Source organism: Arthrobacter sp. MDT2-3, from assembly GCF_059090465.1.
The window spans coordinates 124180-143498 of the sequence record NZ_JBNHFS010000002.1; the positions used below are offsets into that span (position 1 = coordinate 124180).

Annotated in this window: 18 protein-coding genes; 4 read left to right on the forward strand and 14 right to left on the reverse strand. The window is 66.7% G+C overall.

The window, feature by feature from the left end; all coding sequences use genetic code 11:
* The 4 genes from AC5RUQ_RS06205 to AC5RUQ_RS06220 form a co-directional block, all read right to left on the reverse strand.
* Positions 1-1326, reverse strand: coding sequence for an MFS transporter (locus AC5RUQ_RS06205; RefSeq protein ID WP_493946504.1), 1326 nt, complete (start codon positions 1324-1326; stop codon positions 1-3).
* Positions 1327-1415: 89 nt separating this feature from the next.
* Entirely contained in the window at positions 1416-4490 is a 3075-nt protein-coding gene (locus tag AC5RUQ_RS06210; protein WP_493946505.1) for an AAA family ATPase, read from the reverse strand.
* Positions 4487-5677, reverse strand: a complete 1191-nt coding sequence (locus AC5RUQ_RS06215) for an exonuclease SbcCD subunit D (RefSeq protein WP_493946506.1) — start codon at positions 5675-5677, stop codon at positions 4487-4489. The genes AC5RUQ_RS06210 and AC5RUQ_RS06215 overlap by 4 nt, the downstream gene beginning before the upstream one ends.
* Positions 5678-5733: 56 nt before the next feature.
* Positions 5734-6645 carry an MIP/aquaporin family protein gene (locus tag AC5RUQ_RS06220; RefSeq protein ID WP_493946507.1) on the reverse strand — a complete coding sequence of 304 codons (912 nt, stop codon included), beginning with the start codon at positions 6643-6645 and terminating at the stop codon, positions 5734-5736.
* A gap of 157 nt (positions 6646-6802) precedes the next feature.
* Between AC5RUQ_RS06220 and AC5RUQ_RS06225 the strand changes: the two genes are divergently transcribed.
* Positions 6803-7891 (forward strand): ADP-ribosylglycohydrolase family protein, encoded by a 1089-nt coding sequence (locus tag AC5RUQ_RS06225; RefSeq protein ID WP_493946508.1) that lies wholly within the window; start codon positions 6803-6805, stop codon positions 7889-7891.
* Here the strand turns inward: AC5RUQ_RS06225 and AC5RUQ_RS06230 are convergent.
* Together AC5RUQ_RS06230 and AC5RUQ_RS06235 are read right to left on the reverse strand one after the other, a co-directional pair.
* Complete coding sequence (locus AC5RUQ_RS06230) at positions 7872-8351, reverse strand: DUF4395 domain-containing protein (RefSeq protein WP_493946510.1); 480 nt, start codon at positions 8349-8351, stop codon at positions 7872-7874. The two genes, AC5RUQ_RS06225 and AC5RUQ_RS06230, sit on opposite strands and share 20 nt — an antisense overlap.
* Before the next feature lie 73 nt (positions 8352-8424).
* Entirely contained in the window at positions 8425-9435 is a 1011-nt protein-coding gene (locus AC5RUQ_RS06235; RefSeq protein WP_493946511.1) for a 3'-5' exonuclease, read from the reverse strand.
* 148 nt (positions 9436-9583) lie between these two features.
* On the opposite strand from AC5RUQ_RS06235, the gene AC5RUQ_RS06240 reads away from it, so the two are divergent.
* On the forward strand, positions 9584-10444 hold the full coding sequence (locus AC5RUQ_RS06240) for a DedA family protein (protein ID WP_493947173.1): 861 nt from the start codon (positions 9584-9586) through the stop codon (positions 10442-10444).
* A 102-nt stretch (positions 10445-10546) separates the two neighbouring features.
* Here AC5RUQ_RS06240 and rdgB read toward each other — a convergent pair whose 3' ends face one another.
* The 6 genes from rdgB to clpS all read right to left on the reverse strand — a co-directional run bounded on the left by rdgB (position 10547) and on the right by clpS (position 14868).
* A complete protein-coding gene (rdgB, locus tag AC5RUQ_RS06245) occupies positions 10547-11197 on the reverse strand; it encodes an RdgB/HAM1 family non-canonical purine NTP pyrophosphatase (protein WP_493946512.1) in 651 nt (216 codons plus the stop codon).
* A complete protein-coding gene (gene rph, locus AC5RUQ_RS06250; RefSeq protein ID WP_163162542.1) occupies positions 11194-11952 on the reverse strand; it encodes a ribonuclease PH in 759 nt (252 codons plus the stop codon). The genes rdgB and rph overlap by 4 nt, the downstream gene beginning before the upstream one ends.
* 60 nt (positions 11953-12012) lie before the next feature.
* Positions 12013-12810, reverse strand: a complete 798-nt coding sequence (locus AC5RUQ_RS06255) for an MBL fold metallo-hydrolase (RefSeq protein ID WP_493946513.1) — start codon at positions 12808-12810, stop codon at positions 12013-12015.
* On the reverse strand, positions 12807-13823 hold the full coding sequence (gene murI, locus AC5RUQ_RS06260) for a glutamate racemase (RefSeq protein WP_493946514.1): 1017 nt from the start codon (positions 13821-13823) through the stop codon (positions 12807-12809). Before murI ends, AC5RUQ_RS06255 begins: the two co-directional genes overlap by 4 nt.
* Positions 13824-13925: 102 nt before the next feature.
* Positions 13926-14492, reverse strand: a complete 567-nt coding sequence (locus AC5RUQ_RS06265; RefSeq protein ID WP_493946515.1) for a DUF2017 domain-containing protein — start codon at positions 14490-14492, stop codon at positions 13926-13928.
* Complete coding sequence (clpS, locus tag AC5RUQ_RS06270) at positions 14485-14868, reverse strand: ATP-dependent Clp protease adapter ClpS (protein ID WP_493946516.1); 384 nt, start codon at positions 14866-14868, stop codon at positions 14485-14487. Before clpS ends, AC5RUQ_RS06265 begins: the two co-directional genes overlap by 8 nt.
* 170 nt (positions 14869-15038) lie before the next feature.
* Between clpS and AC5RUQ_RS06275 the strand changes: the two genes are divergently transcribed.
* Together AC5RUQ_RS06275 and AC5RUQ_RS06280 are read left to right on the forward strand one after the other, a co-directional pair.
* Complete coding sequence (locus AC5RUQ_RS06275) at positions 15039-16367, forward strand: nicotinate phosphoribosyltransferase (protein WP_493946517.1); 1329 nt, start codon at positions 15039-15041, stop codon at positions 16365-16367.
* 9 nt (positions 16368-16376) lie between these two features.
* A complete protein-coding gene (locus AC5RUQ_RS06280; RefSeq protein WP_493946518.1) occupies positions 16377-17015 on the forward strand; it encodes an isochorismatase family protein in 639 nt (212 codons plus the stop codon).
* A 60-nt stretch (positions 17016-17075) separates the two neighbouring features.
* On the opposite strand, the gene AC5RUQ_RS06285 is transcribed toward AC5RUQ_RS06280, so the two are convergent.
* Both AC5RUQ_RS06285 and AC5RUQ_RS06290 read right to left on the reverse strand, forming a co-directional pair.
* Positions 17076-18866: a DEAD/DEAH box helicase gene (locus tag AC5RUQ_RS06285; protein ID WP_493946519.1), complete on the reverse strand. Its 1791-nt coding sequence runs from the start codon at positions 18864-18866 to the stop codon at positions 17076-17078.
* Positions 18866-19198: a DUF3039 domain-containing protein gene (locus AC5RUQ_RS06290; RefSeq protein WP_374114851.1), complete on the reverse strand. Its 333-nt coding sequence runs from the start codon at positions 19196-19198 to the stop codon at positions 18866-18868. Before AC5RUQ_RS06290 ends, AC5RUQ_RS06285 begins: the two co-directional genes overlap by 1 nt.
* Positions 19199-19319 lie beyond the last annotated feature (121 nt).

Below are 19319 nucleotides of genomic sequence, written 5' to 3' on the forward strand. Positions count from 1 at the left end.
TCAGCGGGCGGACCGGCGGCGAAGCACGACGACGGCCGCTGCCCCGAGGAGTGCCAGCGCCGAGGCCGCGCAGGCGGGAACGAGGAAGGCCGCCGCGTAGCCGTGATCCTGTGCCAGCCCGCCGCCCAGGGACGAGCCGATCGCGGTGCCGGCGACGATGCCGCTGGCCAGGGCGGTCATAACGGTGCCCAGCCGTCCCTCCGGTGCCACCACTCCGCCGACGGCGAAGACGGTAACCATAACCGGGCCCACCGGGACACCCAGGATCAGCAGCACGGCCACCATCGCGCCCAGTGATGACGGCACCAGCAGGAGGACGGCCAGTCCTGCCATCAGCGCGGCAGACACCAGCCAGCGCAAGGAAAGGCTGAAACGCTGCGGCCAATAGGCAACCGAGAGGGCGGCAGCGGCGGAACTGAGCCCCATCACTGCATACAGCAGTCCGGCGAGTTCCGAGGTGGCATAGCTGGCGGAGAAGGAGCTCAACGCCGCCTGCGTTGAGCCGAAGAACGTGCCCATGCACACCATGGCGACCACTGGCAAAAGGACGGCTGCCGGCATCCCGCCCCGCCCGCGGCGTCCCGCTGCCGGAGGTCTGCGGCGTGCCGCCGGTACTGCCCGATGCGTCCGGTGGGCAGCGAACGCGGGAACGAGCGTGATGGTCATCGCTGCGGCCAGCGCGAGCGGAAGCCAGGGTGCCAGGAGGCTGGCCAGGATGCCCACGAGTGCCGGTCCCAGCACAAAGGTGACTTCGTCCGCTGTGCTTTCGTAGGAGAGTGCCGTGTCCAGGTCCCGCCGGTTGTCCGGTGCATTGCCCTGGGACGTCAGCGCCATCCACCGCACGCGGGCCAGCGGGCCCACCTGCGGGCAGCTGGCCCCCGCGAGGAACGCAGCGGCCAGCACGGCAGCCGGGAAGCCCGCCGCCGCCCCCATGGCAGAGGCTGCAAGGATCAAACCCACGACGGCCAGAGTATTAAGGGCTGCAGCCAGCAACAGGACAGGACGTTGGCCCCGCCTGTCGGCGAGGGACCCCAGGACCGGAGCTCCCAGTGCCGACCCGATGCCCACCGCACCAGCGGCGGTTCCGCCCAGTGCATAGGAACCGCTGTTGGATGTGACGAGGGTCAAGGTGCCTACCGTGAGCATGGCCAGGGGCAGCCGGGCAAGAAGACCCAGGGGAAGGAAGCCGCGGCCGGCAAGTTGTGGAAGCCTGGCGAACCGGCCACCGGAGGCAGGCTGCGGTTTGGCAGGAGCCTGGGAGGCGGGAGGGGCGGACTGCCCCGAAGTGGAGGGCTGGCCAGGTGAAAGGGAAGTGGAGGATTTCAATTCGGGCTCGTTCAGTTATGCGCATCGTCCCTCCTCCCGATGCGCCGAACCCGGTAACCGTCCAAGTATATCCGGCTTATCCCGCTCCCTCAGCTTTGGACGTCCAGGGCTTCGGCTATCCGCAGGGTTGAACCGTTTCGTGTCTTCAGCACCTGAAGCTGCGTTCCAATCCGCTGCTTCATCTCCCCTACGTGGCTGACCAGTCCCACTACCCTGCCACCGTCCCGCAGGCCTTCCAAAGCGTCCATCACCTGTTCGAGGGACTGCTCGTCAAGGCTCCCAAAGCCTTCGTCCACAAAGAGCGTTTCGATCTCGACCCCGCCCGACTCCTGCTGGACAACGTCTGCCAATCCGAGAGCCAGGGAGAGCGACGCCATAAAGGATTCGCCGCCGGACAAGGTGGACGTGTCCCGGCGGTGCCCGGTCCATTGATCCACCACTTCAAGCCCCAGCCCGGACTTCGCACCGCGGGCCGCCTTCGCGTCCGTGTGCTGCAGGAGGTACCGGCCGTCACTCATGGCCACCAGGCGTTCTGATGCCGCCAGGGCCACCTGCTCCAGCCGCGCTGCCAGTACGTAGCTGTTCAGGCTCATGCGGTACGTGTTGTCTCCCCTGCCGGCCGCCGCGTCCGCCAGGCCGGAAAGCATGCGGGAACGCTCGGCAGGCCCGCGGGCGGACCCGGCCAACTCCTCGTAGCCGGTATGGATGGAGGTCAGCGACTCCAGGCAGCGCCTGGCCAGGCCTGCTGCCAAGTCCGCATCACGGGCTTCCTTTAGGGCAGCTGCAGCCTCCGCCTGCAGGGCGGCGAACTGCTGCTCATCCGGCGCAAGCCCGGCAGCCGCCTCCTCAAGGGCAAGCACAATGTCCTCTGATGCAAACAGCTCCGCCACCCTGGCGGCTTCGTCCTGGGCGGACCGGATGTCGGCTTCCAGAGCAGCAGCTTCACTGGCGGCCAGCAAGTGTTTCCGGACCTCCTCAGCAGTGGTGAACCCGGCCTCCGGCAACGCCTGCTCGAGTTGTTCCAGTGCCTCCGCGGCCTGGGCTTTGGCAGAGCCAAGCTCGGCCTGGGCATCAACGGCTTTGCCCAGCATCGCTGCAGCGTTCTCCAGGGCACGCAACCGGTGGGCCAAACTGCGGTGGCCTGCCCGCAACCCTGCCAATGCGTGGTCCAGGGAGGACGACTGCTCAGCCATGTCCGCAAGGGAGGACGCGGCCAGGGCCAACTCTGCCTCGGTGCCGGAGCGGGACGCCTGTGCCGCCGCAATGTCGGCTTCAAGTGCTTCAAGCCGCGACCGTGCCGCCGCGAGATCCTTAACTGCCTGTTCAGCGTCGGCTGCGGCGCGGCGCGCTTCCCGGGCCGCGCCGGCGGCCTCCTCCTTGGCTGTTTCTCCACCTTGGCCGGCGAGGACGGCGACCAGCTGGTTGGCCTCGGCCAGCCTGTGGCCGGCCGCTGCATATTCGGTTTCGGCGGCTTCGTGGAGCTGGTGGGCTGTTTCCTCCTCCTGGACAAGTCCTGCGCCGCCCTCCTCAGCCGCCGCCGGCAAGGGGTGCTCGGGGCTTCCGCATACCGGGCACTGTTCTCCCTCCACCAGCGTGGCAGCGAGCTCGGCTGCGGCATTGGCCAGCCGCTGCTCCCTCACGTCAAGCCAGCGCCGTTTGGTTTCCAGCTGGTTCTCCCGGGCGGCGTCGTGTTCCAGCTTCGCCGCATCGCGGACGGTCGAGGCCGCAGCGTAGCGCCGGACCACGTCCAGCAACTCCTCGGCCGCCGTTGCTTCCTTCGCGCGCAGGGCCGCCACTCCGGCCCGCACCTCCAATAGCCCCAGCCCGTCGGCGAGGCGGGACCGTTCCTCGGCAAGGCTCTCCACACGTCTGGCGAGTGCGGCCCCGGCTTCGGTAAGGTCCTGCTGTTTGTCCACCAGCTGCTGGTGTTTGGACCGGAGCGCCTTGAACCGGTCTTCGTCCGGAAGCCTTGCTTCGACCACCGCCAGCAGGGACCGGATCCGGTTCAGTTCGTCAGCTGCGCCGGGAACCGCCGCGGGCCCGGAGAGGTCCAGTGCGTCGTCTGCCGGGAAGCCGAGATCCAGCTGGGCGAGTTCAGGGTCTTCGTCCGCGGCCAGGCGAAGCAACGTAAAAGCCGACTCCATGGCATCGGCTGCGCGCCGGACTTTGACCGCTCCCGCGTCCACGCTGCGCAGTTGTCCGGCGAGTACTTCTGCCTGCCGGTGCCGGCCAAGCCGGAGTTTCAGGCTCTCCAGCCGCGGCACGGCGTCCTGCACGGCTAACTGCCGTGACGTCGCTTCCTCCAGCCTGCGGTGCCGGTCCCTGCGTGCGGTCTCGGCGGCGACCTTCCTTGCACGTTCCTGGCTTGCCGACTCCGCGGTTTTTGCCTGGTCAACCAGTTCGTGCAACCGTTGCGCGGCGGTATCCTTCAGCCAGTCAAGCCTTGCAGCAGGGTTGTCCGTGGCCTGGCCATCGGCCTCGTCAAGCTGCAAGGTTGCCGCTTCCGACTCTGCCCGGGCCGCCAGTAGCTCCAGCCGGCCGGCAAGGACGGACACTTCCTCCTTTGCAGCCTGCGCCTGGCGGGACAACTCCTGTTCAACCGCTTCGAACCGTTCAGTGCCAAAAAGCTTCTGCAAAAGCTCGAGCCGGTCAGTGGCTTTAGACCGAAGGAAAGCAGCAAAATCACCCTGCGGCAACATCACCACCCGGGTAAATTGCTCACGGTCCATTCCCAGCAGGGCGAGTATCTCCGCCCCTGCCTCGTCATTCCGTGCCGATTTTTCGATCCACGTGCCGTCCACGCGTTCCCGCAGGAGGGTCTTGGCCTGCTGCGTGGTGAACCCATTCCTGCCCCTGGCGCTCGGCTTTTCCCAGGCAGGCGAACGCGTTACCTCGAAGCGGCGGCCCTGTGCGGAGAATTCGCAGCTGACGGCGGGTTCCTGGCCGGGCTCGGCGTGGTCGCTGCGAAGGCGTTTGCCGTCCTGGCGTGCTCCCGGCACGGACCCGTACAAGGCGAAGCAGATGGCGTCCAGCACACTCGTTTTTCCCGCACCGGTGGGGCCATTGAGCAGGAAAAGGCCGTGCGCGCTCAGCCTGTCGAAATCGACCTCCTCGGTGCCGGCAAAGGGACCGAAGCCGGAGATGCGGAGGCTGTGGATCCTCATCGCGAAACCTCCTGGAGCCGGACGTTCTCCAGGGCGCCCGCGAGCGCCGCCTTTTCGGCGTCGTCCGGGACGCGTCCGCGCACATGCTCCAGAAAGCCGCAGCAGACACCGAGGTCATCGGGCGCTTCCGCGAGCCTGCTGCTGTACGTTGCGGGGGCGGCGCCAGGTCCACCCTCAGGATCAAACCCCAGCACCAGGGTGTCGGGGAACCGTGAACGAAGACGTTCCATGGCGCGGGCAGGACGCTGGGCGTCGGTCAGGGTCACCTGGCAGTAGGCGGTTTCGGCCCACGAGTGTTCGGGCGACTCGAGCAGTTCGGCCAAGGGACCACGCAACACTGCAAGCGTTCGCGGGGCATCCCACAGGACTTCCTGGACACCGGCCACGCCGTCGGCATCGATGTCTATGAGCCATGCCCCCTTCTGGTGGGAGGCTTCCGAGAAGGAGTATGCAAGCGGGGATCCGGAGTACCTGACGTGGGGCGACAGGGACTGCCGCCCGTGCAGGTGGCCCAGGGCGGTGTAGCTGAAGCCGTCAAAGAGGTCCAGCGGGACGGCGCCCACGCCGCCGATGCTGAGGTCGCGTTCGCTGTCTGAGCTGATGCCCCCGCTGGCAAAGGTATGGGCGAGCACTACGGAATGGACTGTTTGCGACTCTGAGCGGCGCTCGATGTCCTGGCGGATGCGTTCTGTGGCCGCGCGGGTTACCTCGAAGTGGCTGGCGGCCTGGACGCCCAACTGTTCGGCCACGAGCCGTGGTTCGAGCCAGGGTACGCCGTAGATGGCCACTACCGCTTCACCTGCGGATGCTCCCCCGGCAGACGCTGTGCCCGCCGGCAGCAGCAGGGGCTGGTCAAGGCTCTCCAGCCTGGTCCGCAGATGCACTCCGCCGCGCTCCAGCAAGCGCGAGGCGAAGCCCAGGCGGATGGCGGAATCATGGTTGCCGCTGGTGAGCACCACCTGGGCTCCCGCCGACGTCAGCCGGACCAGGGCGTCATCAAGCAGGTGGACCACATCCACACCGGGCAAGGCGCGGTCGTAGACGTCCCCGGCAATCAGCACAACGTCCACCGCATGCCGGGTGACGGCCTCCACCAGCTGGTCGACAAAAGCCCGCTGCGCATCCAGCATGCCGACGCCGTGGAAGGACCGCCCCAAATGCCAGTCCGATGTGTGAAGTAACCTCATGTTTCTACGCTAGCGGCTGCCACTGACACTTCCGGCAACGCCCGCAGGTGCGGCGATCAACCACGCTTGCCCTCGAAGAACTCCTGCGCTTCGCTGGCTTGGACCGCCGTGTCCCTTCCTGTAACTGCGTCCTCTCCGGCTTCAAGCCCATGGGATACGCTGCCGGTTCCTTCCGCGGCGGTCATCGCGGATTCTCCCGACCCCGGGGAGGGGGAACCATTGCCAAAAGTCCGGAAAACAAGCCCGGCCACGGCAGCGCCCACCAGCGGAGCGGCCACAAACACCCAGACCTGTTCAAGCGCCCACCCCGAGCTGAATACTGCAGAGGCAACGGCCCGGGCAGGGTTGAAGGGCAGGTTCCCAACGGACTGGCCAAGCTGCAGGAGAACGGCGAAGGACAGACCCACCGCGGCTGCGGCAGCCGTGCGGCTGGTGTTGTTTCTGCCGGCCGTGCCCAGGAAAACGGCCACAATGATTGCGGCTCCCAGCATTTCCAGGAGGAGCACTGCCGCCAGCGGCGCCTGGATGATGGAGTGTTCGCCAAAGCCGGCCGTTACCGTATCGAACGCTGTCCGGCTGTCCGCAATCCCCGGCAGCGTGCGCAGGATCCCGTAGAGGGCCAGTGCCCCCACCAGGCCGCCAGCCAGCTGGGCTGCGGCATAGGCGGCAGCCGCGCCGGGACGGATCCTGCCGGCGAGGAGATGGCCGGCAGTGATGGCAGGGTTGAAGTGACCGCCCGAAACGTGTCCAAAAGCAAGCATGGCAGCGGTAACCGCAAGGCCTGCAGCAAGGGCAGCAGGCAAGGGGCTGGACTGCGGAAGGCTGAACAGCGGCACACCGAGACCGGCCACTGCCAGGAAGAAGCTGCCGAACGCCTCGCCGGTCAACCGGGGCAGAAGCCCTGGCCGGGCTGCTTCAAATCCGGACTGCTGCAGTGCATCGTGACGGGCCGGGGCAGGCGTACTCATGGTGGCGACCTTCAGATAGGCGGACGGGGATTGCTCGCAGGCAACCCGGGCATTATTCCAGTGGAGGCTGTGCGTTCGCCGGACAGGAAGTTCGGAGGGTGGCGGCCCACGCCGGCACGCGTCAAAGGGCCCCGGCACACCACGGTAAATTTACTGCATGAGCATCGAGCCGGACACTTCCATACCCTCCCTCAAGTCCCGCATCCATGGCTGCCTCCTGGGTGGCGCACTTGGCGACTCCCTGGGCTACGCAGTGGAGTTCGACTCGATCGAGCGGATCCGCACCCGCTTCGGTGCATCCGGTGTGACCGGTTTCGAGGCTTTGGCAGGAGCGAGCCACTTCTCCGACGACACCCAAATGACGCTCTACACCGTGGACGGCCTCGTGGAGGCGCTGGAATGGGCGAACTCGGGGGTGGGCGCCGACGTCAACGCCTGCCTATGGCTTGCGTACCTGCGCTGGCTCGCGACGCAGGGCGAAGCGGCCCCGGCATCGGCCCCGACGCCCCAGCCCCGCTGGATCGATGGGCAGCCGGTCCTGCATCAGCGGCGGCATCCCGGCAAGGCCTGCATCTCCGGCCTCGCGACAGGCGAAATGGGCACCTCGGTCCGGCCGGTGAACCCTGAGTCGAAGGGGTGCGGGACGGTGATGCGGTCCGCCCCGTTCGGGCTGATCCCGCACATTACGCCCGACGCCGTCTACAAGTTGAGTTCCGACGCCGCCTCCCTGACGCACGGCCATCCGTCAGCACGCCAGAGCGCCGGAACCTTCAGCCTCCTGATCCATCGGCTCGTGGCCGGGGACGGGTTGCGCGAAGCGGCCGCTGAAGCCCTCGCCCACGCCACCGGCTTCGAGGGGGTGGCTCCCGAACTGCCCGAGCGGCTGGAGGGCGCACTCCGGCTGGCCGGCAAGGGCATCGTGACGCCGGAGGAACTGGTCCAGGCACTTGGCGAGGGATGGGTGGCTGAGGAAGCTCTCGCCGTCGCGCTTTACGCTGCCCTGGCTACCCTTCCCGACGCCGGCGCAACCGTTCCCGACCCGGCGCAACACTTCCGCCAAGCCGTGGCCCTGGCCGTCAACCACAGCGGCGACAGTGATTCCACTGGCTCACTGACAGGGAACATCCTCGGGGCCTTCTACGGCGAGGACTGCCTGCCCGGCGAATGGCTTGCGGCCCTGGAGGCGCCGGAAGTCATCCGCGGCATGGCCGACCAGCTCGTGGCGGTTACGTCCGCCGAAGGCTGACGTTGTTGCAGGCCTCGCAGACATCTTCCGGTATCAGGCCGCGCCGCTGCAGGAAGCCGAAGATCACACAGCCAAGGCAAAAGCCGGCGAACGCCTCCAGTGACGCCGCAACGATGAGGATTCCCAGCACGGTCCAGGCGGCCGGAGCCGCGCCGGCAACGAACAGGATGAGCGCCACGGTGGAAACCACAGCTCCCATGCCCTGCGCGAAGCGTTTGGGCGGCCCCGGAACCAGCCTGACCCGGCCCAGCCGGGGCGTGATGACCTTGACGGAGAGCAGGGCCAGCGGCGAGATCCGGGGGCCGAAGAGCAGCCGAAGCCAAAACCCGACGGCGATGGCCAGCAGTCCCCGTCCCGACCCGGTGGCTGCGGTAACCAGGGCCAGCAGCACAACGAGCCCTGCCGTCACCCGGGCGGCATACTCGTTGACGGGGTTGGGGAAGGCAAACAGCGCGCGCATGAGCCAAGGCTAGGGGTAGGCGACGCCGGAGGCAGCATTATTGCGCCGCGTGAACCTGGACGGCGCGCAGGCCTCAGGCGCTGACAGCGGCAGCGGCGAAGCTGCCCACCATCTGCAAGAACTCCCCCTCGGACAGGACCTCGATGGCCTGGCCGCGCTCATGGAGCTCCAGAACGCGCCGGGCTTTGCCCGTGAGCCTGCCGGAGCGGAGGTCGGAGGCCACAAAGCCGTCTCCCACCACCAGGACGGTGGTGCGTCCGGTGACCCTGCTTTCGGGCCGGGCACCGACCTCCGCCGACCGCAGCTTCGCTTCCGGCCGGGCCATGGAGAGCTGTCCCGTAAAAACAACCGTCTGGCCATACAGCGGGTGGCCGGGGTGGGCATCGGGGTTGGGGTCCGGATTAACCCCCTCCTCCGGCCAGCCCGACTGGAACGGCCTGACCAGCGCCGCTCCGCCCGTGGAGCTGGACACCGCAGCCAGGCTCGGCTTCGACAACCCGTCCCGCGCCGGATCAAAAGCCTCCTGGCGCGGCATCACGAGCCCCAGGGAAAGATATAGCTCAGCGATGCTGTTGGCTCCGTTGCGGCCGGCGATGTCGATCAGGATGCCTGCGCAGGCACGCGCATCTTCGGCGGCGTCGTGGTGCTTGACCAGGGGCACGCCGGCTTCCTCGGCAGCAAACGGCAGGGAGTTCGACACCAGCGAATAGCACCGGCGGGAGAGCATCACGGTGCAGACGTAGTCGTAGGCCGGGCCGGCCAGTCCTGAGACTTCGAGTCCGGAGCGGATGACGCCCAGGTCGAAGGCGGCATTGTGCGCGGCGAGGATGTCGTCGCCGATGAAGGCGCCAATCTCGGGGAAAAGCTCCCCGAAGCGCGGCCTTCCGGCAACATCCCGGGCAGTGATGCCGTGAATACGCACGTTGTGGTAATCAAAGTGGTCATGGTTGGCCGGCGGTCGCATGAGCCACGAAGCTTCCTCGACAACCCTTCCGCCCCGGACCTTCGTCAGTCCTACGGCGCAGGGCGAGCCCCGGAATCCGTTCGCTGTTTCGAAGTCGATCGCCGTAAAGTCCAAACCCACGGGCCAACCTTACCTCCGGGGACCTTCCTTCCCGCGTCAGCCGTGCGGCCCTGTCGTGGATATCACCCGTCCGGATGGTGGCGGGAAACCCCGCTGCGGCCGGGGCCTGAGGTGCGTCAAGTACCCTTGAGTGGTGAACTTTCCTGTGATGAACGACTTCGCTGTGTCCATGCTGGGTGGTGCGGGACCGGTGCAGCCACAGCTGGCATCCTTCCTGCCCGACTGGCTGAACCCCCAGGTCTTCCTGGCCGATCCTGCCCTGGCACCCTGGGTGGTCCTGTTGGTGTGCGGCATCGTCTTCGCGGAAACCGGGCTGCTGGTGGGCTTCTTCCTGCCGGGAGACTCCATGCTTTTCACCGCAGGCCTGCTGGTTGCCACGGGCACCATCAAGTTCAACGTGTGGCTTTTTGCGCTGTTGATCATGGTTTCGGCCATTATCGGCAACCAGACCGGTTACCTGATTGGTTCCAAAGCCGGTCCGGCCATTTTCAACAAGCCCAACTCCCGCCTCTTCAAGCGTGAAAACGTTGAGAACGCGCACGCGTTCTTCGAAAAGCATGGCGGCAAGGCGCTGATCCTGGCCCGCTTCGTCCCGATCATCAGGACCTTCGTCCCGGTCATCGTCGGCGTCGCCCAGATGAACAAAAAGAAGTTCTTCCTCTTCAACGTGATCGGCGCTGTGCTCTGGGGCGGCGGCGTGACGCTCCTGGGTTACCTGCTGGGTGACCGTGTCCCCTGGGTCCGTGAAAACCTGGACATCATCTTCATTGCCATCGTCCTGGTATCGGTCCTGCCCATCGGCGTCGAAGTCCTCCGCGGCGTGTCGGCAAAGCGCCAGGCGAAGGCCTACGGCACCGATCCGGTGGATGAGTTCATCGAGGAACATGCCCCCGAAAACGAGCACAAGACGCCGCGCGATATCCATGAGGGCGTCCGCGTCGAGGAACATGCCCCCCAGAACGAGGACAAGGCAACGCGCGATATCCCTGAGGGAACCCGCTCAGACTAGGTCGCCGGCGCTGTCCGTGCGGCCGGCAAGACCCCTAAACGTCAAACAGCTGTGCTCCCCGTTCCGGCGGGGAGCACAACTGTTTTAAAACGGCGAGGGCGGTTAGCGGTCCCGCAGGGCCTCAACGACTGCCGGCAGGAGCGCGCGAAAGGCCTTGCCGCGGTGGCTGATGGCATTCTTCTCGTCGGCGGTCAGCTCCGCACAGCTCCGCTTTTCCCCCGCCGGCTGCAGGACGGGGTCGTAGCCGAAACCGCCGTCGCCGCGGGGTTCACGCAGCAGGACGCCCTCCAGCTGGCCGTATTCAACCACTTCGCGCCCGGGTCCGCTGTCGGATCCGGGTACTGCCAGCGCGGCCGCACAGACGAAAGCCGCGCCCCGGTGGGCATCCGGCACGTCGGAAAGCTGGTTGAGCAGGAGCCGCAGGTTTGCTTCGTCGTCGCCGTGGCTGCCGGCCCACCGCGCCGAGAAGATTCCCGGCGCCCCGCCCATCACGTCCACGGCGAGGCCGGAGTCATCGGCGATGGCCACCAGGCCCGTTGCTTCGGCGACAGCGCGCGCCTTCAGCAGCGAATTTTCGGCGAAAGTAACTCCGGTTTCGACGACGTCGGGGGCTCCTGCCGCCGCAGCATCCACGACCTGCGTGTCGACGTCGAGCCCCGGCACCTGCCCCCGCAGCAGTTCGCGCAGCTCCCGGAGTTTGCCCTTGTTATGGGTGGCGAGCACCAGGCGCGGGGCGGCGGACGCCCCGCTCACAGGGTATCTGCCAGGGTTTCGCGCTGGATTGCGGCGAGCTGGGTGGTGCCCAGCAGGGCAAGGTCCAGGAGCTGGTCCAGTTCGGCGCGGTCGAAGGGGGCACCTTCGGCGGTACCCTGCACTTCGACGAACTTGCCGGAGCCCGTGACCACCACGTTCATGTCGGTCTCAGCCCGGACGTCCTCAACGTAGGGCAGATCCAGCATGGGAACGCCGTCGATGATGCCCACCGACACCGCAGCAATGGTGTCGATGAGGGGCTGGGCGTTCTTCGCGATCAGCTTGTTGTCACGGGCAAACCTGATGGAGTCAGCGAGCGCAACATAGGCCCCCGTGATCGCTGCGGTCCGGGTTCCGCCGTCTGCCTGAAGGACGTCGCAGTCCAGCACGATGGTGTTTTCGCCCAGGGCCTTGGTGTCGATGATGGAACGCAGGGAACGGCCGATGAGCCGGGAGATCTCGTGGGTGCGGCCACCGATCTTGCCCTTGACCGATTCGCGGTCGGAACGGGTGTTCGTGGCCCTGGGAAGCATGGCGTACTCGGCCGTCACCCAGCCGCGGCCCTCACCCTTCAGCCAGCGCGGGACTCCCGGGGTGAGGGAAGCGGTGCACAGGACCCTGGTGTTGCCGAACTCGATCAGGGCCGATCCTTCAGCCTGGTTGGACCATCCGCGCGTGATGCTGATGGGCCGGAGCTGGTCCGGGGCGCGGCCGTCGGCGCGCACAATGGGCACTGCAGTTGCTTCAGAAGTCATGCCTTTAGCTTATCCACTGCGGGCCGCTGCCGGATTCCAGGCGCCGCTGAACCAGTGCGCCTAGATTGTGTAGTGGACGCCGGCCACTGCCACGGCGACGTCGCCGCCGAAGACCGGACGGGCCTCGGCCATCACGGTGGTCTGCGAGGTCCATACCGGAATGTGCGTCAGCAGGAGCCGGCGCGCGCCGGCAGCGGCCGCGGCCTCCCCCGCACGCTTGCCCGTCAGGTGGACATCCTTGATGCCGTCGTCACGGCCTTCCTCGAACGCCGCCTCGCAGAGGAACAGATCGGCGTCCTTGGCGGCCTCCTCCAGCCCGGCGCAGGAGTCGGTGTCACCGGAGTAGGTCAGGGTCCGGGAGACGTTGTTGCCTTCCTGGTCCGGCTCCACCACTTCCACCCGGAGGGCGTAGCACTCCTCGATGGGGTGGTTGACGGCGAAGGGAGTCACGGTAAACGGGCCAACGGTCACCGCTTCACGTTCGGCCCAGTTGGTGAAGTCGAACTCCTCATGCATCCCCGGGTCCAGCTCCAGGCCGTAGGCGGTGGCCATCCGGTCTGCCGTGGCGGCTGGTCCCCAGACCGGAATCCGCCCGCGGCCCCAGCCGCCCGGCTTCCACCGGACAGCCACGTGCAGGCCGCACAGGTCCATGCAGTGGTCCGGGTGGAGGTGGGTGAGGAAGATCGCGTCGATGTCCTCAAGGTCGGTGTAGCGCTGGATGGCACCCAGTGCACCGCTGCCCAGGTCCATCACCACTTTCCAGGTCCGCTCGCCGTCGTTCGCCGTCAGGAGGTAGCACGACGCCGGGGAGCCGGGGCCGGGGAAGGATCCGGTACAGCCTACGATGGTGAGCTTCACTGGCCGGTGCCTCCGGTTACTGAGCTGCCCACGAAGTTGGATATCCGGGGGCGGCTGCGGGCATCCTGCGCGGCCGCAATCATCTCGGGGGTGATGCGGGCCAGGCTGCCGGTGGGGTACTGGGCGGAGACGTGGTCAACGTGCCGGACAGAGAGTACTTCGGGTCCCAGGAACCTGCGCGCCAGTGCCTCGAACTGGCCCGCGTCCCCGGTTGCCACGAAGTGGTGTTCCGGCGGCGTAGCGTCGGTGCGCTGCAGGTTGTGGGTGGCCAGGGCACGGTACACATCCTTGGCGGTTTCCTCCGCACTGGACACCAGGGTTACGTCGGCTCCCATCACGTAGGAGATGACGCCGGTGAGCAGCGGGTAGTGCGTGCAGCCCAGGACCACGGTGTCAACGCCGGCAGCCCTCAGCGGGGCGAGGTACTCCTCCGCGACAGCCAGCAGGGCCGGGCCGGTAGTGATCCCGGCTTCCACATAGCTAACGAACTCGGGGCACGCCACCGAGGTGATGCGCAGGTCCGGGGCGGCGGCGAAGGTGTCCTCGTAGGCCCGGGAACCCACCGTGGCGGAGGTGCCAATCACACCCACCCTGCCGCTGCGGGTGGCAGCAACGGCACGGCGCACAGCGGGCTGGATGACCTCGATGACCGGGATGCCGTACCTGGCGGTGTACCGTTCCCTTGCATCGCGCAGCACAGCGGCCGACGCCGAGTTGCAGGCTATGGTGAGCAGCTTGACGCCGGAGTCCACCAGTTCGTCCATCACGCCCAGGGCGTTGGCCCGGACTTCCGCGATGGGCAGGGGGCCGTAGGGTCCGTGTGCGGTGTCCCCTACGTAAAGGATGGACTCGTTGGGAAGCTGGTCGATGATGGAGCGTGCCACCGTCAAACCGCCTACGCCGGAATCGAAGACTCCAATGGGCCGTGATTCCACGGCGGCGGCCGGGAGGTCGCTGGCTTCGGATTCCGCTGCAGCGCCTGCTGACGGATCCATGCTCGAGGCTGTTGTCATGATTATTCGAGGATAGGTCTTCCCCGCAGCGTCAGGCACCATCTTGTGGCCTGTGACTCATGTCTAATTTGTCACAGGGCCGCGACGGGAACACCCCGCCTGTCAACGCCGCGTGTCCAGGGACTGCAGCATGGCCTGGACCAGCGACTCCTGCAGCCAGGTGGCGAAATTGTAAACCAGGGCCAGGTAGCTTTCCACGTCCTCGGCCTGGGACCAGTCCTGCATCAGGTGGACGTGCTCGGCGTCCTCCTCGTCCTGGATGTCCAGCCGTTCGGCCAGCACAAGCCTGACGTCGTTCAGGGCCATGGACCAGTGCCGCGCCCCGTCAGGGCTGAGCACGATCTCGTCCTTGTCCAGGTCCAGAGCCGCCGCACGAAGCGCGCCGATCTTTGTTTCCCGCAGCGAACGCTCGGTGAGCTGGCGGAACTCAAGGGACGCGGCGCCGTCGTCCTTCACCACGTTCGGCAGCAGCCGCTTCACCGCCCGGTCCGAAGGCTCGGCAACGTCCATGTCCAGGCCGATCAATGCAGCCAGCGGATCCTGGCCCTTGCGTTCCTCCGGCTGGAGCATGGAAATGACGTCGTCGATGAGGCTGCGCAGCAGTTCCCGTTCGGCCGGCTCCAAGTAGCCGGTGATGCCTTTGAGTCCGTACTTGAAAGCCTTAGCCACGTTTTCCCTTACCCTGGCCCGGCCCATTGGACTTGCCTGAATTGCCGCCTGATCCGCCGCTGGCCTTCTCCACCGTGGCCCACAGCCCAAAGCCGTGCATGGCGACGGCATGGCGCTCCACCTGTTCCTTGCTGCCCGAGGCGACAATGGAACGGCCCTTTTTGTGGACCTCCATCATGAGCTTGTTCGCTTTGCTTTCCGGATAGCCAAAGTAGCTCTGGAACACGTAGCTGACATAGCTCATCAGATTAACGGGGTCATTCCAGATCACAAGGTTCCAGGGGATGTCCGGTGCGGCGAGGAAGTCGGTTGACTCCGCAGTGCCGGTCCGGGTGCCCTCTTGCGTATCAGGGCCGAGCGCAACGCTTAAGGTCATCTGTCCATTCTATGGGGAGGATGGGCCCACACCGGATGGGCCCACACCGGCGAGGGACCCGCGGCGAAGCGAAGCGAGACGTGGGAGCCGGTGGATGGGCCAACACGGGCGAGGGACCCGCGGCGAAGCGAAGCGAGACGTGGGAGCCGGTGGGGACTAGAGTGACTTTCGTGAGCACCTCAGCCGGCTGGGACCATCCCCGCACGTCCTTTTACACTGACCACTATGAGCTGACCATGCTGCAGGCGTCCCTTCATTCAGGCGCCGCGCACCGCAAGTCCGTCTTCGAGGCCTTCGCCCGGCGGCTGCCGGACGGCCGGCGTTACGGCATTGTGGCAGGCACGGGCCGGCTGCTGGAAGGCATCGCGAACTTCCGCTTCGGAGACGCCGAGCTCGACTTCCTGGCCCGCACGAAGGTGGTCAATGAACAAACGCTCGAGTACCTCGCGTCCTACCGTTTCTCCGGTGACATCTGGGGCTACCCGGAGGGTGAAGCGTATTTCCCGAACTCCCCCATCCTGATCGTCGAGGCCACCTTCGCCGAAGCGTGCATGCTGGAGACGTACCTGCTGTCCGTGCTGAACCACGACAGTGCCATCGCCTCCGCCGCGTCCCGGATGGTCAGCGCCGCGGGCGGCCGCCCCTGCATTGAAATGGGCTCCCGGCGCACCCATGAGGAAGCGGCGACCGCCTCCGCCAGAGCAGCCATCATTGCCGGGTTCGACAGCACGTCAAACCTGGAGGCGGGCATCCGCTACGGAATCAAGACAGTGGGCACCGCCGCCCACTCCTTCACCCTCCTGCATGACACTGAGCGGGATGCCTTCGAGGCCCAGATTGCATCCCTGGGCGAGGGCACGTCCCTGCTCGTGGACACGTACGACGTCGAAACGGCCGTGCGCACGGCTGTGGACCTTGCGGGCCCGCGGCTTGGGGCGGTCCGGCTGGATTCCGGCGATCTCGTGGCCCAGGCCCAATGGGTCCGCCAGCTCCTGGACAACCTCGGCAACGAAAATACCAAGATCGTGGTCACATCGGACCTGGACGAGTTCGCCATCGCCGCCCTGCAGTCTGCCCCCGTTGATTCCTATGGCGTGGGCACGTCCCTGGTCACCGGGTCCGGCGCCCCGACTGCCAGCATGGTCTACAAGCTGGTGAGCCGCACGGACGACGACGGGGACTTCGTCTCCGTCGCCAAAGCCGCCAAGAACAAGGGCAGCGTGGGCGGGCGCAAGTACGCGCTGCGGAAGCTGAACGAACGCGGCATTGCCACTGCCGAGGTTGTGGGTGTGGGGCACCGGCCGGAGGACGACGGCAATGACCGTCCGCTGCTGCAGCAGTTCATGAAGAACGGCGAATTGATGCCGGGCTGGACGGGCAATGAAGGTGTGCTCCGCGCGCGCCGGCGCCACGCAGAGTCCATGGCTGAGCTTCCCGCTGTGGTGAACCGCCTCCAGCGCGGCGAAGCAGCCATCCCTACTCTCTATGAAGAAAACTGAGGAGAACTGATGTCCCGGGCCCTGATCATCGTTGACGTCCAAAACGATTTTTGCGAAGGCGGTTCGCTCGCCGTGGCCGGCGGCGCAGCGGTGGCCGGTGCCATCAGCGAATACGTGGATGCCCACCACAGCGAGTTCGACCACATTGTTGCCACGCAGGACTGGCACATCAACCCCGGTGACCACTTCTCCGAAACACCGGATTTCATAGACAGCTGGCCTCCGCACTGCGTGGCGGGAACCCGCGGTGCCGAGCTGCACCCGGACCTCGACACCGAGTACATCGACGCCTACTTCCAGAAGGGGCAGTTCGCTGCCGCCTACTCCGGCTTCGAGGGACTGCAGGCGCCGGAAGACGCCGTGCCCACCGGCGAACGGCAACCCGGCGCGCTGCCCGGCGCCGGCGACGCGGACAGGTATGCCGCCGCTGACGATGCCATCGGGCTGGACGACTGGCTGCAGAGCAACGACGTCGAGGACGTGGTGGTAGTGGGCATCGCCACCGATTACTGCGTCAAGGCTACGTCCCTGGACGCAGTGCAGGCCGGTTACTCCGTGACGGTCATCCGGTCCCTCACGGCGGGGATCGCGGAGGACCTCGAGGAAGCGGTCACCGAAATGGAGCTCGGCGGGGTCGACGTCGCCTGATTGCGGGTAACTGCGAAAGCGGCCCGGTGCACTGCACCGGGCCGCTTTTGCACATCACTGCTATTTCCTGCCGATGAACCAGTCCTGAAGCTTCCGCAGGCGGGACTGCAGCTGTTCCTCGTTGGCCTGGGCCACCGGCGGACCGCCGCAGACAGTCCGCAGCTTGGTATGGACCACGCCGTGGGGCGTTCCGGTCCGCGCCGACCAGGCAGCCACGTTTTTGGCCAGCTCGTTCCGTAGATCCATGAGCAGGCGGTGGTCCGGGACGGCCGGAGCCGCGGGTTCCGTTCCGACCGCTGACGCGGACGACTTCCGGTTCTTCCGGTTGAGCTGCTCGTGCTGGCGCTGGCGAAGCAGTGTGCCCACCTGTTCGGCGTCCAGCAATCCGGGGATACCCAGGAAGTCCATCTCATCGTCGGAGCCCACCTCGCCGCCGGTGCCGAACTCGCCGCCGTCGAAGAGGACCCGGTCAAAGGACGCCTGGGAGTCCAGGGCCTCAAACTTGCCCTTCGTCAGGCTGTCCGAGGCCTTGTCCTCACGGTTGGCTTCGGCCATCAGCGAGTCTTCGGGGTTGAAGAGCCCGTCCCCGTCCTCCTTCTCCGGCCGGTCCAGGGCGTGGTCCCGTTCGGCCTCCATGGAGTTGGCCAGGGCCATCAGCTGGGGAACGGACGGCAGGAAGACCGACGCCGTTTCCCCCCGCTTACGGGCACGGACGAAGCGCCCAACCGCCTGGGCGAAAAACAGCGGGGTTGAGGTTGACGTGGCGTACACGCCGACGGAAAGCCGGGGTACGTCCACGCCTTCGGATACCATCCGGACCGCCACCATCCACCGTTTATCGCTGGCGGTAAACTCTTCGATCTTGCTGGACGCCTTGGCGTCATCGGAAAGGATGACGGTGGGCGACTCCCCCGTGATCCGCTTCAGCTGCCCGGCGTACGCGCGGGCGTCCTCATGGTCTGTGGCGATCACCAGTCCGCCGGCGTCGGGGACCGTCCGGCGCACCTCGCTCAGCCGCTTGTCCGCCCCGGCCAGCACGGCGGGAATCCATTCGCCCGCCGGGTTCAGAGCCGTGCGCCACGCGTGCGAGGTAATGTCCTTGGTCACCGCGGCTTCACCGAGTGAAGCGGCCATTTCCTCGCCCGCGCTGGTCCGCCAGCGCATCTGCCCCGAATAGGCCATAAACATCACCGGCCGGACCACGTGGTCCCGCAGGGCGTTGCCGTAGCCATAGGTGTAGTCCGCCTTGGACCGCCGGATCCCGTCCCGGTCCTCGGCATACTCCACGAACGGAATGGGCGAGGTGTCCGAACGGAAGGGGGTACCGGTCAGGGAAAGCCGGCGTGCAGCGGGGTCAAAGGCTTCACGCAGTCCGTCTCCCCAGGAGAGCGCCTCGCCGCCGTGGTGGATCTCATCCAGGATCACCAACGTCCGCGCGGCCTCTGTTTTGGCCCGGTGCAGCATGGGTTTGCTGGCCACCTGCGCGTACGTGACGGCGACTCCGATGAAGCCGCGGCCGTGCTGGCCGTCGGAGTTCTTGAAGTTGGGGTCGATGGCAATACCCACCCTGGCCGCCGCATCAGCCCACTGGCGCTTCAGGTGGTCCGTGGGCGCCACGATGGTCACGCGGTTGACGGTGCCGGACTCGATGAGCATGGACGCCACGCGGAGCGCGAAGGTGGTTTTACCGGCGCCGGGCGTAGCCACGGCCAGGAAGTCCCGGGGACTTGTCCTCAGGTAGAGGTCCAGGGCTTCCTGCTGCCAGGCACGGAGTTTCGGGGCGGTTCCCCAGGCTGCACGTTCCGGATAAGCCGGAGGCAGGGTGGGGCCGCCAAAAAGCGTCTCCGTCACTACTTGTTGTTGCCTGAGTCCCCTCCGGGACCCTTGCCGCCGTCGTTGCCCGGGCGGAGGCCGTCATAGACCTCTTTGCACATCGGGCACACCGGGAACTTCTGAGGGTCCCGGCCGGGCGTCCAGACTTTGCCGCACAGGGCGATGACCGGGTCCCCGGTCAGCGCCGACTCCATGATCTTTTCCTTGCGCACGTAGTGCGAAAAGCGTTCCCGGTCTCCGGGCTCCACCTCCTGGCGCAGTTCCTCGCGCTCAATGGTGGCCGTGGACGATCCAGCCCCGGAAAGCTCACGCATCGGGTCGTTGTCGAGAGGGTCCGTCATGCTAGTCATGCGATCCATCTTAGCCGTTCCGGCCGTGCGGCGTTCGACGGCGGCGCGTCCTCCGGAGGTGGGAAACAGCCGCCCGCCGCCTGCCGGCGTCGTACTTTTCCGCTGCCGGACCCGCCGGAAA